Origin of the sequence: Duganella hordei (genome assembly GCF_040369125.1) — a bacterium.
Lineage (GTDB): Bacteria > Pseudomonadota > Gammaproteobacteria > Burkholderiales > Burkholderiaceae_D > Rugamonas > Rugamonas hordei.
This window is the reverse complement of sequence record NZ_BPWI01000007.1, coordinates 15,413-28,311: the sequence shown is the minus strand read 5'-3', so window position 1 is coordinate 28,311 and position 12,899 is coordinate 15,413. Positions and strand designations below refer to the sequence as shown.

Here is a 12,899-nt window from a genome sequence, read left to right as displayed (position 1 = left end):
CATCACCAAAAGTCACGAAAACCGATGAAACAATAACATCGGATTAACATTAATGGCAACATATGCCCATGGGCGTGGCATCCGCAAAAATCAGCGGTTTTTTTTCACATGGCGACGTTGCAAAGCGTTATGATTTGAACGGATAGTTACTTTTCAGATCAGGCCAGACTTTGTACAACCCAGTTCAAAATCCCATTCCTGCCATGCGGCGCGATGCCGCGATTCTCATCGTCGACGACGCTCCCGAGAACCTCGGCGCGCTGCGCAAGCTGATGGTCGAGCAGGGCTATCAAACCTTCGTCGCCAACTGCGGCGAGCGCGCGCTGAAGATCGCCCGCCGCGTCCATCCCGACCTGATCCTGCTCGATATCGTCATGCCCGGCATGGACGGCTATGAAACCTGCCGCGAACTGAAACGCCACGCCTCCACCCAGCGCATTCCCGTCATTTTCATGAGCGCCCGGACCTCCACCGAGGACGTGGTGGCCGGCTTCGACCTCGGCGCGGTCGACTACATCAGCAAACCGCTGCGCATGGCCGAAGTGTGCGCGCGCGTGCGCACGCAGCTGCAAATCCGCAGCAACAGCGAAAACCAGGAAGAACAGGCCGAGCGCCTGCGCACCATCGTCAACAACATGGCCGAGGGGCTGCTGATCATCGAAGCGGACGGCCGCATCCAGTTCACCAATCCGGCCTGCGACAAATACCTGGGCTACCAGGAAAACGAACTGGCCGGCAGCGCCATTTCCGACCTGCTCAATCCACTGGTGGCGCAGGAATACCTGGACTACTTCGACCGCTACGCCGCCGCGCCGGAATCGGCGCACAGCCACGGCACGCGCGAAGTGATCATCCGCCACCGCAACGGCAGCTCGGTGTGCATGGACCTGACGCTGACGCCGATGTATCTGCGCCAGCCGCTGTTCATCGGCCTGCTGCACGACATCACCCACCACAAGCAATCGGAAGACGCGCTGCAGCGCGCCGCGATGGTCGATCCGCTGACCAAGATCGCCAACCGCCGCCACTTCGACACCTTCCTCGAAAAGGAATGGCAGCGCGCCATGCGCAGCGGCCAGCCCTTGTCGCTGGTGGTGCTGGACGTCGACCACTTCAAGCTGTACAACGACACGCTGGGCCACCCCGCCGGCGACGCCTGCCTGCAGCAGGTCGCCCAGGCGATCGACTCGCATGCGCTGCGCGCGACCGACCTGGCGGCGCGCTACGGCGGCGAGGAATTCGTGCTGCTGTTCGCCGAGACCGACAGCGACTCCGCCTACCTGCTGGCCGAGTCGATCCGTTCCCACGTCGAGTCGCTGCAGATCCCGCATCCGCGCTCGACCACCTCGGCGTGGCTGACGGTGAGCATCGGCGTGGCGACGATCTACCCGCACCAGCTGGAGAACACCGAATCGCTGTTCGTCGCCGCCGACCGCGCCATGTACGTGGCCAAGGAAGGCGGCCGCAACCAGGTGCAAGCCACCAAGGCCGGCACCGCCGCGCTGGAAGCCGTCAAGGCGCTGGCGATGCGCTGACCCGACACCGGGGTCAGCGCCGACATTCGTACACGTGCTCAGCGATGCTGATTGCGCGCCGCGATCGCGTGCCCGGGACGCAGTTGCAGCAAGTCCCAGAGATTGCCGTACAGGTCTTCAAATACCGCCACCATGCCGTACTCCTCCTCTTTCGGATCGCGGACGAATACCACATCGTTGGCGCGCAGCCGTTCATAATCGCGCCAGAAATCGTCGGTGTTCAGGAAAAGGAATACGCGGCCGCCCGCCTGGTTACCAACGAAGGGCTGTTGTTCGGGCTTGGATGCCTTGGCCAGCAACAGCGTGGCACCAACACCGCCCGGAGGGGCGACGACCACCCAGCGTTTGTCCTGAGCCGGCTGCCAGGTGTCGTCAAGCAGTTCGAAGCCAAGCTTGCCGACGTAGAAAGCGATGGCCTCATCATAGTCGCGCACCACGAGCGCTATATGGACGATGGACTGCTGCATGAAGACTCCGCTGTCTTTGATTGGATGCGGCCAGTTTAGCAGAACGCACCTCGCTGCGAGATGTATTGGTACTCGCGATCCGCTACAGATCCGTCATGCAGTACCCAGCGTATCGTGACCGATGCGTCGAGGACAAATTCGTCAGCCATTTAGCGGCGGCCTTTGGTGCGCATTTCGACGAATTCGTTGTGCGTGATAGATCCTTTGCGCGCGCTTTTGATCGCAGCAATAGCTTCCTGCGTTTGCTGCGCAGCACTGCTGGCGCTTGGCACCAGGTCCGCAACCGGCTGTCCCCGATTGGTAATTGTTATGCGCTCACCTTGCTGGACCCGCTTGATAAGGTCAGCCAATTTTGTCTTCGCTTCGTAGACCCCATACGCACGCATACCGCCTCCGATGCATTTGATGCAATTTAATCTAGTCTATACACCAGACCAATGCGATGCAAGGTGAGATTACAGCGATACTCTGGCAGGAGCCGGGACTGCCCCCGCCTTTAAGGCTTTAAGTCCCAGCGGCACGCTGGCAGCCAAGGCCAGCAGCGAAAACAGGACCACGCCCCGGCCGCCCATGTCCTGGAACAGCTCCCCGGCGCCGACCGTGCCCAGCGCCACCGCGGCAAATGTCACCACCACCGATTGCGACAGCAGCGAGCCGTTGCGGTCGCGCGCAGAAATGAAACTGTTCAGTATCGCCATGATGGTATAGAAGGCCCCGTTCAGCGCCAGCTGCGACATGAAGAACGCCAGCGCGCCTTGCGCCGTAAAGAAGCCGGCGACCGACACCGACATCACAACCAGCGCCCCCATGACCGTCAGGCCGCGCCGCGCCGCCAGCGCCGGAATGGCCGGCACCACCGCGCCGAAAAAGCCCAGCAGCGACGACAGCGACAGCAAGATTCCCGTCGTCGGCAACGACAGGCCGATACGGGTGCCCTGCAAGGCGGACACCGCCCACACGCCCGCCTGCACGCTGTAGACGCCGACGAACACGCCCCAGGCCAGCCACACGTCCGTCCGTCCGCGTGACCGGCCCTCATGGACTTCCGGCTGCCGTGCCGGCATCAGCGCCGGCACGCGCACCGCCGCCAGTCCCAGCACCGCCGCCAACGCCGCCAGGCCGAACCAGATCTCGCGGCCGGCCGCCACGCCGGGCAGCAGCGACAGCAGCGTGAACACACCCGCCACCGCCAGCCCGGAAAGCAGCAACACCACGCCCCACAGGCGCTCCGCGTCGCGATGACAGGCCAGGCAGATGCCGACCATGACGATCATCTGCGCTTCGCAGAAACCGGCCACGAGGCGCGCCACGGCAAACGCCGGCGCCCACACGGTCAGTGCCGACAGCACCTGGCTCCATGCCAGCAGCACCAGCGCGCCGGCGGTGAGCCGCGACGGCCAGCGGCGGGCCAGCGCCGGCAGCACGACGCAGCCGGCCAGCATGCCCACCATCTCCGCCCCGGCCAGCATGGTGGCCTGTCCCTCGTCCAGCCGCAGGCGCGCCATCGCGTTGGTCACCAGCAGCGGCATCATGGTGGTGCCGCCTATGCCCAGCGCCCAGCAGCAGGCCAGGATGAAGGCGGGACGGGCTTGTCGCGCGGGCTGCGCTGGCGTGATGATCATCTGTCCTCCGAGGTATGCGGCGACACTGCGCGCCGTAATCAAGCATACGATGCCGCGGCGCCAAGACAGGTCAAAAACGGCCAAAAAGAGACACCCAGGCGGCCATTTCCGCGCCGGATGCGCCATGCGCGCAAAACCGTACTATGCTGTCGCGTATCTACCAAAGGAGCAGCTGTGACGGCGAAATCCCACAACCCCGATGCCGATGCCGACGTGCCGCCCCATGTGATCCGCCAGGTTCTGCAACTGCTGGCCAGCGGCGGCCATTCGTCCGAGCGCCTGTGCAAGGGGCTGGGCTTCACACCCGAGAACCTGTGCGACGCCAACTTCCGCGTCTCCTACCGCCAAACCAGCCAGCTGGTGAAGCGCGCCATGCAGCGCTGGGGCGACCCGGCCATCGGCATCGCCACCGGCGCCCGCCAGACCGTGGTCTGTTTCGGCCTGCCGGGCCTCGGCATGCTGACCTGCGCCACGCTGGGCGAGGCGTTTCACTACCTGATCCGCCACCAGCGCGCGGCCGGTGCCTTCACCGTCAATGAACTCAGTGTCCTCGACGAGCATCACTTCGTCGCCGAGGTCACGACCCGTTTTCACGATCCTGAAATGGAGCCGTTTTTCATCGAGGAGATTTTCGTCAGCAGCGTCCAGGTGTCGCGCGCCCTGGTCGGTTCGCACTTCCGCCCGGCGCGGCTGGAGCTGCGCTATCCGCGTCCCGCCTATGCCAGCGCCTACACCGAATACTTCCGTTGCCCCGTGACGTTCAACGCCCCGATGAACCGGCTGATCTGCGACATGTCCTGGTTCCACTGCCCGCTGCCGACCTATGACCGCTACATGCAGGCCACCCTGCAGGCGCAGATCGACCAGTTGCTGGCCGTCGACCAGCCGCGCAATGACCTGGTGGAATCGATCATGAACCTGCTGCGGGCCTCGGTCGACGAGGTGCCCGGACTGGCCGCTATCGGCGCGACGCTCAATCTCAGCGAGCGCACGCTGCGCCGCCGCTTGTCGGACCTGAACACGTCCTATCAGCAGTTGATCGATCAGGTCCGCTATGAATGCGCGCTCGACCTGCTCAAGCGCAGCGACATGCCGCTGGTGGAAATCGCCATGGCCACCGGCTTCACCGATGCGCGCAACTTCCGCCGCGCGTTCAAGCGCTGGTCCGGCATGCTGCCGAACCAGGTAAGACAAGGCGCCGCCGCGCCGCGCCTGAACGCCTGGGGATAGCGGACTTTCACTTGGCCCGTCAGGACAGCTCCCACTTCCCTTCGCGCGAAACCACCAGCCCGCGCTTGCGCAGCGATTCCAGATAGCGCGCATGGCCGCGCACTCCTTTTTTGCGGAATAGCGGTATCAAACGGGGAAGGAAGTTCGGCGCCAGCATCGCCAGCCGCACCGACCATGACTCGCTCCAGCGCGGATAGCGCTCCAGGCACGGACTGTCGAGCATGCGCATCACCTGGCGCGCCACGTCCGCCGGCTGCTGCGGCGGATCCATGAACTGCAGGGTGTTGCCGCCTTCGACCGCCTCGCGCATCAACATCGGCGTCTCCGTAGCCGAGGGCAGCACGTTGCCGACATGCACGCCGTGCCGCTCCCGGTCCATGCCCAGGCACAGCATGGCGCCGCGCAGGCCGAATTTGGTGGCCGAATAGATGCCCGTCTCCGGCAACGGGAAAATCCCGCCCAGTGAAACCGTGTTGATCACCCGGCCATCGCCGGAGCGCTGCAAGGCGGGAAAGGCCAGCCGCGTCAACACGATGGGCGACAGCAGATTGATGTTCAGCTCCCCGAGGATATGCTCGACCGAGCGTTCCTCGAAGTGGCCGGTGCCGGTGATCGCGGCGTTGTTGACCAGGATATCCAGCCTGCCGTAGCGCGCCTGCACAAACGCCAGCAGTGACGACAGTTTGCCGAAATCGCTCAAGTCGATCGCCACACCCACCGCCGCCGGCCCCAGTTCGGCGGTGGCGCGGTCCAGCGCCTTCTGATCCAGGTCGGCCAGCACGCAGATGATGCCGCGCTCGATGAAGCCCCGGCAGATCTCGCGCCCGATGCCGCCGGCGCCGCCTGTGACGATGGCGACCCGGCCGCCTTTCGATGTTGTTGCCATATGGATTCCCTCAAGTGTTGGCGGCGAAACTGGCCGCGCCCAGTTGCATCCAGATGGTCTTGGTCTCGGTGTACTGGTCGTGCGCCATCAGCGATTTTTCGCGACCGCCGAAGCCGGACTCCTTGTAGCCGCCGAACGGCACGCCGGTGTCCCCCTCCGAAAAACAGTTGACCGACACGGTGCCGGCGCGGATCGCCCGCGCCACGCCGTGCGCCGCGTCCAGGTTGCTGGTGTAGACCGACGAGGCCAGGCCATAATTGGTGTCGTTGGCAATCGCGATGCCCTGCCGCAGGTCGTCGAACTCCATCACCGACAGCACCGGCCCGAAGATCTCCTCGCGCGCGATGGTCATCGCCGGCAGCACGCCGTCGAAAATGGTCGGTTCCACGAAGCTGCCGCCGGAATCCTGGCGCACCTGCGCGCCGCCGTGGGCCAGCCGCGCACCCTGCGCCTCGCCGCCGGCGATGTAGCCAAGCACGCGCCGCATGTGTCCCGGCTCGATCAGCGCGCCGACGCGGGTGGCCGGGTCCAGCGGATCGCCGACCCGCCAGGCGTCGAACTCGCGCCGCAGCAGCGCCAGCAGCTCGTCCTTGCGCGAACGGTGCACGATCAGGCGCGAACCGGCGCTGCAGTTCTCGCCCTGGCAGAACAGCGCCCCGGTGGCCACCTGCTGCGCCACGCGCGGCAAGTCGGCCGCGTCGGCCAGCACCAGCGCCGGACTCTTGCCGCCGCACTCCAGCACCACCCGCTTCAGGTTGGATTCGGCCGAATACTTGAGGAACAAGCGCCCCACCTCGCCCGAACCGGTGAAGCTGAGGCAATCGATGCCCGGGTGGCGCCCCATCGCCTGCCCCACGGTCTCGCCGTAGCCGGGCACGATATTCAGCACGCCGTCCGGCACGCCGGCCTCCAGCGCCAGGCGACCCAGCATCAGCGCCGTCAGCGAAGTCTGCTCGGCGGGCTTGATCACCATCGAATTGCCGCTGGCGAGGGCCGGCCCGATCTTCCATCCTGCCAGGTACAGCGGAAAATTCCACGGCAGGACCGCGCCCACCACGCCGATCGGCTCGCGCACGATCATCGCCACCACGTCGGGCGCGGTCGGCGCCATCTGGTCGTACAGCTTGTCGGCCGCCTCGGCGTGCCAGCGCAGGCTCTCTATCATGTCGGGCAGGTCGGCCGACAGCGCGTCGCGTATCGGCTTGCCCGAGTCCAGGCTCTCCATCAGCGCCAGCGTCTCCAGGTTGGCCTCGACCAGGTCGGCCAGCCGCAACAACACCTTCTTGCGGTGCTTGGGCGAGGCGCCCGACCAGTCGCCGCGCTCGAAGGACTGGCGCGCCGCGCTGACCGCGTCGTCCACCTCGACGGCGCCGCAGCGGGCGACGCCGGTCAGTCTTCGCCCGGTGGCCGGATTGATGGAATCGAATTCCTCGGCCGAGATTGCGTTGACGAAGCGCCCGCCGATCAGCGCACGGGTTTCAAAATCGAGCCGCGCGGCCTGCTGCTGGTAGTACTGCACTGTCTTGTCCATGGGGTTCCTCTCAAGCTGCCACGCGCATCGCCGGCGACGGCCGCGCCGCCGCACCGGTGCGCAGATGGTCATAATAGGTTTCGCTCAGCTCCGGCCAGCCCATCTTCCTGCGCAGCTGCATCAGGTAGGACTTGAGCGCATGCGCCTCCAGATAGACCTCATGCCGCTGCGACTTCACGAATTTCAGGCCGCCCGACAGGTCCGGGTCGTCCTTGGCGATCAGCGCGTCGAACCGGCTGCCGCCGCCGGGGTTGTCCAACTGGTCGCGCAGATAGGCGGCGATCATGAACGCTTCCGTGTCGAACAGCTTGTAGGCGCTGGAGTTGGTTTCGACATAGCCGATGCCGAACAGGTTGCGGTGGTCGCGGCTGAACATCGACAGGTACAGCTGCGGTCTGCCGCCGCGCCACTCGAAATATTCCGCCGCATACTTGCAGCTCCATTTGTAGCCGGTGGCGTAGACCACCAGGTCGAGCCGCTCGCGGCTGCCGTCCTTGAAGACCACCTCGTCGCCGTCGTAATAGGCGATGTCCGGCTTGACGGAGATATTGCCGTGCTGGAGATTGTGCAGCAGCTGCGAATTAAGCAGCGGATGGCTTTCGAACAGCTTATGGTCCGGTTTCGGCAGGCCGAAGCGGGTCAGGTCGCCGGTGAACATCTTGAGCAGCAGTCCCATCACCGGCCGCGCGATCCACATCGGCAGCTGCGGTCCGCTTTCCCCGACCTGGTCCGCCGGCAGCCCGAACAAATGCTTGGGAATGAAATGGTAGCCGCGCCGCATGCTGATGAAAGCCTTGTCGGCGCGCGCAGCCGCGTCGCAACCGATGTCCGCGCCCGAGTTACCGACACCGACGATCATCACGCGCTTGCCGGCGAATTCGTCGCTGCTCTTGTAAGTGACGGAATGACGGATCTCGCCATTGAACTGGCCCTTCACCTCCGGCATGTTGGGATCCCAGTTACAGCCCGTGGCGCAGATGACGGCGTGGTAGCGCCGGCGGCTGCCATCGCCTAGCGTCACCAGCCATTTGCCGCTGTCCTCCTTATGCACGTTCCGCACCGGCGTATTGAAGCGGATCGCGTCGCGCAGGCCGAAGGCGTCGGCGTAGCTGCGAACATAGCTCAGTATCTGTTTGTTGGTGGGGTAGTCGGGAAAGGACTTCGGCATCGGGAAGCCGATAAAGCCCGACAGGTCGCGCGACGAAATGAAGTGGGCCGATTCGTAGATCGGGCTGCCGGGATTGCTCATGTCCCAGATTCCTCCCACATCCGAATGGCGCTCGAACTGCTCGTACGCCAGCTTCATGCCCTTCAATGCGCGCGCCGCCGACAGGCCGCCCGGCCCGGCGCCCACCACGCATACCGCGTTGCCGCAATCGATAATTTCATCCTGCTGTTGGTATGACATGTTCACTCTCCCATTTTTATGAAAATCCGGAGTTCATTGTGCAAACAAAGACGGCGGCGCACGGGGTCCAAAAGGACACGCGGGGAGCAATTCCGGCCAAGCGCCGCGGACGGGCGGCAGCGCAACACCGGCGCCGGTTTGGCCACGCGGGCATCCTCCGCTGTCCGATCCAGCCCCCGCCCCACGCAACCTCCCGACTACATTCGATCAAAACAATCACCGGGAGATATCATGAAGACACCAGCAACGACAACATCCATCGCCCTCGCCCTGGCGGGCGGCGCGGCCCTCGTTCCTTATGGCGCAAGCGCTGCCGACGACATCCAGAAAGTGGTCGTCACAGCCCAATCGCGCTCGCAGTCGGCGCAGGAAGTGCCGATCTCGATGGAGGTCGTAACGGCCAGGGACATCCAGAACCTGGGGGCCAAGAATCTCGGCGACCTGACCGGATACCTGCCCGGCCTGCAGGTGGACGCCACCCAGCCGACGCAGCCTGTGTTCGGCATACGCGGCGTGCAGCCCGGCGATTTCGGCATCGGCACCGACACGCCGGTCGGCATCTACGTCGACGGCGTCTACACCGGCAAGACCGGCGGCGCGCTGATGAACTTCATCGACCTGCAACGCGTCGAGGTGCTGAAAGGCCCGCAAGGCACGCTGTTCGGCCGCAACAGCGCCGCCGGCGCGATCTCCGTCGTCACCAACGAGCCGGAAAACAGCTTCGACATGGCCGGCCATATCAAGGTCGGCGACTATGGCCGCGCCAACCTGGACGCGATGATCAACCTGCCGCTGGGTCAGGACACGGCGGCACGCCTGGTCGTGGTGCGCGCCGCCAGCGACGGTTGGGTGCGCAACGCCGCCAACGGCGCCCATGCCGGCGGCGACCAGTCGTGGGCGACGCGGCTGTCGCTGAAGCACAAGCTGGGAGACGCGACGCTCAACCTGTCGTGGGAGCACGAGCAGCTGCGCCAGGCCGGCTGGCCGGCTTTCGGCGTGGTCAAGGATGGTTCGCAGCCGCTGGCCGGCTATCGCGGTGTCTACGATGCGGCCTATGTGACGAACTTCACCGATCCGCGCACGGCGCCGCTGGAAAACGACGTCTCCGGCGGCGAGCGGCGCAATTTCGACGGCGTCACGCTGCGCGCGGAGCTGCCGCTCGGCGGCATGACGCTGCGTTCGACCACCGCCTACCGCACCTTCTCCTCGTTCAACCAGACCGACAACGACGGCACCGCCCGCGTCGATGTCTCCCTGTCCAACACGGACCAAAAGCGCGCCTATAACTGGCAGCAGGAATTCAAGCTTTCGGGCAGGACCGCGCAGCTGGACTGGATCGCCGGCGCCAGTTTCTACGACAACCGCGAGCGCCAGGCCTCGACCGCCTTGCTCACCACCGCCACGCTGGACACCGTCAACCTGCTCGGCGGCGGCAACGCCGACTTTGCCGCGCTGTTCGGCGGGCTGGGACAGGCGGGCGTGCCCGGCGTCGACGGCGCATCCAGCTTTGGCTGGGGCGAGACCAGCTACAACTATCTGCAAACCCGCGCGGTATCGTTGTATGAGGACGTGATCTGGCATGTGACGCCGGCCACCAACCTGACCGTCGGCGTGCGCTGGAGCCGGGACCGCAAAAACATGGAGTGGTATGTGCCCGGCCGCAGCTCGCCGGCGCTGGACACGCTGCTCGACACCTACGGCGCCGCCGCCGGCCTGAGTGCGGCGGCCCTGCCGTCCAACCAGATTTTCTACGCGGCCGGCCGGCTGGCGGCCACGCCGGTCCGGGCCACGCGCAGCTGGAGCGACTGGAGTCCGCGCCTGGTGCTGGATCATAAGTTGACGCCGGACCTGCTGCTGTTCGCGTCGCTGTCGCAGGGCTACCAGGCGGGCGGCTTCAACGTCTTCACGCCGCCCAATGCCGCATCGGCGGTCGCCGCGGAGCGCGACCCGAGCTTCGCGCCGGAAAAGATGACCAACCTCGAACTGGGCTTCAAATGGTATTTCCCAGGCATCCGCGCCACGTTGAACGGCAGCCTGTTCGCCTATCGCTTCAAGAATCTTCAGGACATCAAGCTGGGAGGCACCGGCCCGATCGCGACTTACAACGTCATCAACAGCGACCAGCAGGCCAAGGGGCTGGACCTCGACGGCCGCCTGCGCATCGCGCCGGGCGTGACGCTGTTCGGCGGCATGGAGCTGATCGACCAGACCTACCGCAGCTATCGCACCGCCGATACCAGCGGTGCGACGCTGGACCTGTCCGGCCAACCGGTCGGCACGCCCTCCTTCACCGGCATGGCGGGCGTGAACGCCAGCTGGGAAGCGCTCGACGGCCGGATCAGCGCAACGCTGCAGGGCACCTATCACAGCAAGACCCGCTGCAACGACGACACGCGCGCACTGCAATGCCTCAACGCTCCGGCCTTCCGAACGGGCGAAGCGGGCGGCAAGGCCGACCTGAGGCTGGGCTGGGACAACGCCAGCGGCAAGTTCGGCGTCGGCCTGCTGGTGAACAACCTGTTCAACAAGCGCTATGTCTACAACCTGGACGGGCAGACCAAGCAGGTCGGCATGCCCTATGCGAGCGTGACGCCGCCGCGCACCATAGGCCTGGAACTGAAGGGCAGCCTGTAGACGCGTCTACAGCTGCTCGGGATAGCCGGTGATGTCGGCGATCTCCTGGTACATCGGCTGCAGGCGCTGGTACATGCCGAGGTAGACGCGGCGGTACAGCCTGTCGTAGATCTGCTGGTTGGCGGCGATCGGATGGAACACGCGGCCCGTGCGCGTCATGGCCCGCGTGGCGCTGTCGAAGTCCTTGTGCAACCCCAGTCCGGCGGCCACGGCGATCGCGGCGCCAAGGCCGGATGTCTCGTAGATGTGCGCGCGCGCAGCAGGCAGGCCGAAGATGTCGGCCGTCAGCTGCATCGCTGCGTCGCTTTGCGAGCCACCGCCCGCCACGCGCAGCTCAGTCACCGGCACGCCGCTGCGCTTTTCGATACGTTCCTTCCCTTCGCGCAGCGCGTAGGCCAGGCCCTCAAGTATCGCCCGGTACATATGGGCGCGCGTGTGGACGTCGCCGAAGCCGATCATCGCGCCCTTCGCTTCCGGCCCGGGGGTCTTGATGCCGGGGCTCCAATACGGCTGCAGCATCAGGCCCATCGAACCGGGCGGCACCTGGTTCACCAGCAGGTCGAACATCGCCTCCGGCGCCATGCCCTGCTCGGCGCCGGCCATCTGCTCCAGGTGGCCGAACTGCTCCTTGAACCAGTTGACCATCCAGTAGCCGCGGAAAATCTGCACTTCGGTGTTGTAGGCGTCTGGAATGGCCGCCGGATAAGGCGGTATCAGCGGCGTGACTTCGACGTACTTCCTGGTGGTGGTGTTGATGGTCGCCGTGGTGCCGTAGCTCAGGCAGGCGATGTGCGGCTCAAGTCCGCCCGAGCCGATCACCTCGCAAGCCTTGTCGGCGGCGGCGGCCACCAGCGGCGTGCCTTGCGGGATGCCGGTCGCTTCGGCCGCCGCAGCGGTCACCGCGCCGATCACGGTACCCGGCGGAACCAGTTCCGGCAGCATGTCCGGCCTGATGGCCAGTGCCTCCCATTTCCAGTCGCGCGCGCCGGCCCACCGGTGCTTCTTGTAGTCGAACGGCAGATAGGCCACTTGCGAGCCGATCGAGTCGACATGTCGTCCGCTCAGGCGGAAGTTCAGAAAGCCCGACAGCAGCAGGTATTTGTCGGTCCTGGCCCAGATCCCGGGCTGGTTCTCGGCGATCCAGTTGATCTCCGCCTCGCGCCGGAAGTATTCGATGGTGCCGGACACGCGCGCCAGCTTGAACGCGGTGCGCCACAGGAAACTCAGGGGCTTCTGCTTGCCGACGCGGCGCTGGTCCAGCCAGGTGATGGCGGGCCGCAGCACCTTGCCGTCGCTGTCCACGTTGACCACGGTGCCGCGCTGCGTCGTCACCGCCACGCCCTTGACGGCGGAACGCGGAATATCTGTCGAGGCCCACAACTGCTGGCATGCAGAACAAACCGCCCGCCAATAGCCATCGGCGTCATGCTCGGCCCAACCGGGGTAGTCGGAGAAGTAGGCCTGCAGATGGACCTGCGCCTTGGCCGCCAGGTTGCCGTTCAAATCGAACAGCAAGGCGCGCACGCTCTGGGTGCCGTTGTCGATGGAGAGGATGTATTGGTCAGCCATGTGTGTCCTGATGCCGC

The 12,899-nt window shown here is 65.4% G+C and carries 10 protein-coding genes; 3 read left to right on the top strand and 7 right to left on the bottom strand.

The features are described from left to right. The first annotated feature begins 203 nt into the window (after positions 1-203). Entirely contained in the window at positions 204-1,535 is a 1,332-nt protein-coding gene (locus ABWW33_RS17300; protein WP_353402998.1) for a diguanylate cyclase domain-containing protein, read from the top strand. 38 nt (positions 1,536-1,573) lie between these two features. On the opposite strand, the gene ABWW33_RS17295 is transcribed toward ABWW33_RS17300, so the two are convergent. From ABWW33_RS17295 to ABWW33_RS17285, 3 genes are all read right to left on the bottom strand, one after another. After that, a complete protein-coding gene (locus ABWW33_RS17295; RefSeq protein ID WP_353402997.1) occupies positions 1,574-2,002 on the bottom strand; it encodes a VOC family protein in 429 nt (142 codons plus the stop codon). A gap of 149 nt (positions 2,003-2,151) precedes the next feature. After that, on the bottom strand, positions 2,152-2,388 hold the full coding sequence (locus ABWW33_RS17290) for a type II toxin-antitoxin system Phd/YefM family antitoxin (RefSeq protein WP_353402996.1): 237 nt from the start codon (positions 2,386-2,388) through the stop codon (positions 2,152-2,154). Positions 2,389-2,457: 69 nt separating this feature from the next. Continuing rightward, positions 2,458-3,624, bottom strand: a complete 1,167-nt coding sequence (locus ABWW33_RS17285) for an MFS transporter (protein ID WP_353402995.1) — start codon at positions 3,622-3,624, stop codon at positions 2,458-2,460. A gap of 174 nt (positions 3,625-3,798) precedes the next feature. Here ABWW33_RS17285 and ABWW33_RS17280 point away from each other — a divergent pair, with 174 nt between their 5' ends. After that, on the top strand, positions 3,799-4,854 hold the full coding sequence (locus tag ABWW33_RS17280; protein WP_353402994.1) for an AraC family transcriptional regulator: 1,056 nt from the start codon (positions 3,799-3,801) through the stop codon (positions 4,852-4,854). 19 nt (positions 4,855-4,873) lie between these two features. On the opposite strand, the gene ABWW33_RS17275 is transcribed toward ABWW33_RS17280, so the two are convergent. The 3 genes from ABWW33_RS17275 to ABWW33_RS17265 are packed head-to-tail and all read right to left on the bottom strand — an operon-like array spanning position 4,874 to position 8,679. Then, positions 4,874-5,740, bottom strand: coding sequence for an SDR family NAD(P)-dependent oxidoreductase (locus ABWW33_RS17275; RefSeq protein ID WP_176651703.1), 867 nt, complete (start codon positions 5,738-5,740; stop codon positions 4,874-4,876). A gap of 10 nt (positions 5,741-5,750) precedes the next feature. Continuing rightward, positions 5,751-7,271, bottom strand: a complete 1,521-nt coding sequence (locus ABWW33_RS17270) for an aldehyde dehydrogenase (protein WP_353402993.1) — start codon at positions 7,269-7,271, stop codon at positions 5,751-5,753. A gap of 10 nt (positions 7,272-7,281) precedes the next feature. Then, complete coding sequence (locus ABWW33_RS17265) at positions 7,282-8,679, bottom strand: flavin-containing monooxygenase (RefSeq protein WP_353402992.1); 1,398 nt, start codon at positions 8,677-8,679, stop codon at positions 7,282-7,284. Positions 8,680-8,910: 231 nt separating this feature from the next. Here ABWW33_RS17265 and ABWW33_RS17260 point away from each other — a divergent pair, with 231 nt between their 5' ends. After that, complete coding sequence (locus ABWW33_RS17260; RefSeq protein ID WP_353402991.1) at positions 8,911-11,313, top strand: TonB-dependent receptor; 2,403 nt, start codon at positions 8,911-8,913, stop codon at positions 11,311-11,313. A gap of 6 nt (positions 11,314-11,319) precedes the next feature. On the opposite strand, the gene ABWW33_RS17255 is transcribed toward ABWW33_RS17260, so the two are convergent. Then, positions 11,320-12,882, bottom strand: a complete 1,563-nt coding sequence (locus ABWW33_RS17255) for an FGGY-family carbohydrate kinase (protein ID WP_176651707.1) — start codon at positions 12,880-12,882, stop codon at positions 11,320-11,322. Between the last annotated feature and the right edge of the window lie 17 nt (positions 12,883-12,899).

Excerpts from the sequence above, each read along its gene's own strand:
- ABWW33_RS17300 (WP_353402998.1), top strand. The coding sequence starts at position 204 with ATGCGGCGCGATGCCGCGATTCTCATCGTCGACGACGCTCCCGAGAAC.
- ABWW33_RS17285 (WP_353402995.1), bottom strand. The coding sequence starts at position 3,624 with ATGATCATCACGCCAGCGCAGCCCGCGCGACAAGCCCGTCCCGCCTTC.
- ABWW33_RS17275 (WP_176651703.1), bottom strand. The coding sequence starts at position 5,740 with ATGGCAACAACATCGAAAGGCGGCCGGGTCGCCATCGTCACAGGCGGC.
- ABWW33_RS17270 (WP_353402993.1), bottom strand. The coding sequence starts at position 7,271 with ATGGACAAGACAGTGCAGTACTACCAGCAGCAGGCCGCGCGGCTCGAT.
- ABWW33_RS17290 (WP_353402996.1), bottom strand. The coding sequence starts at position 2,388 with ATGCGTGCGTATGGGGTCTACGAAGCGAAGACAAAATTGGCTGACCTT.
- ABWW33_RS17260 (WP_353402991.1), top strand. The coding sequence starts at position 8,911 with ATGAAGACACCAGCAACGACAACATCCATCGCCCTCGCCCTGGCGGGC.
- ABWW33_RS17255 (WP_176651707.1), bottom strand. The coding sequence starts at position 12,882 with ATGGCTGACCAATACATCCTCTCCATCGACAACGGCACCCAGAGCGTG.
- ABWW33_RS17265 (WP_353402992.1), bottom strand. The coding sequence starts at position 8,679 with ATGTCATACCAACAGCAGGATGAAATTATCGATTGCGGCAACGCGGTA.
- ABWW33_RS17295 (WP_353402997.1), bottom strand. The coding sequence starts at position 2,002 with ATGCAGCAGTCCATCGTCCATATAGCGCTCGTGGTGCGCGACTATGAT.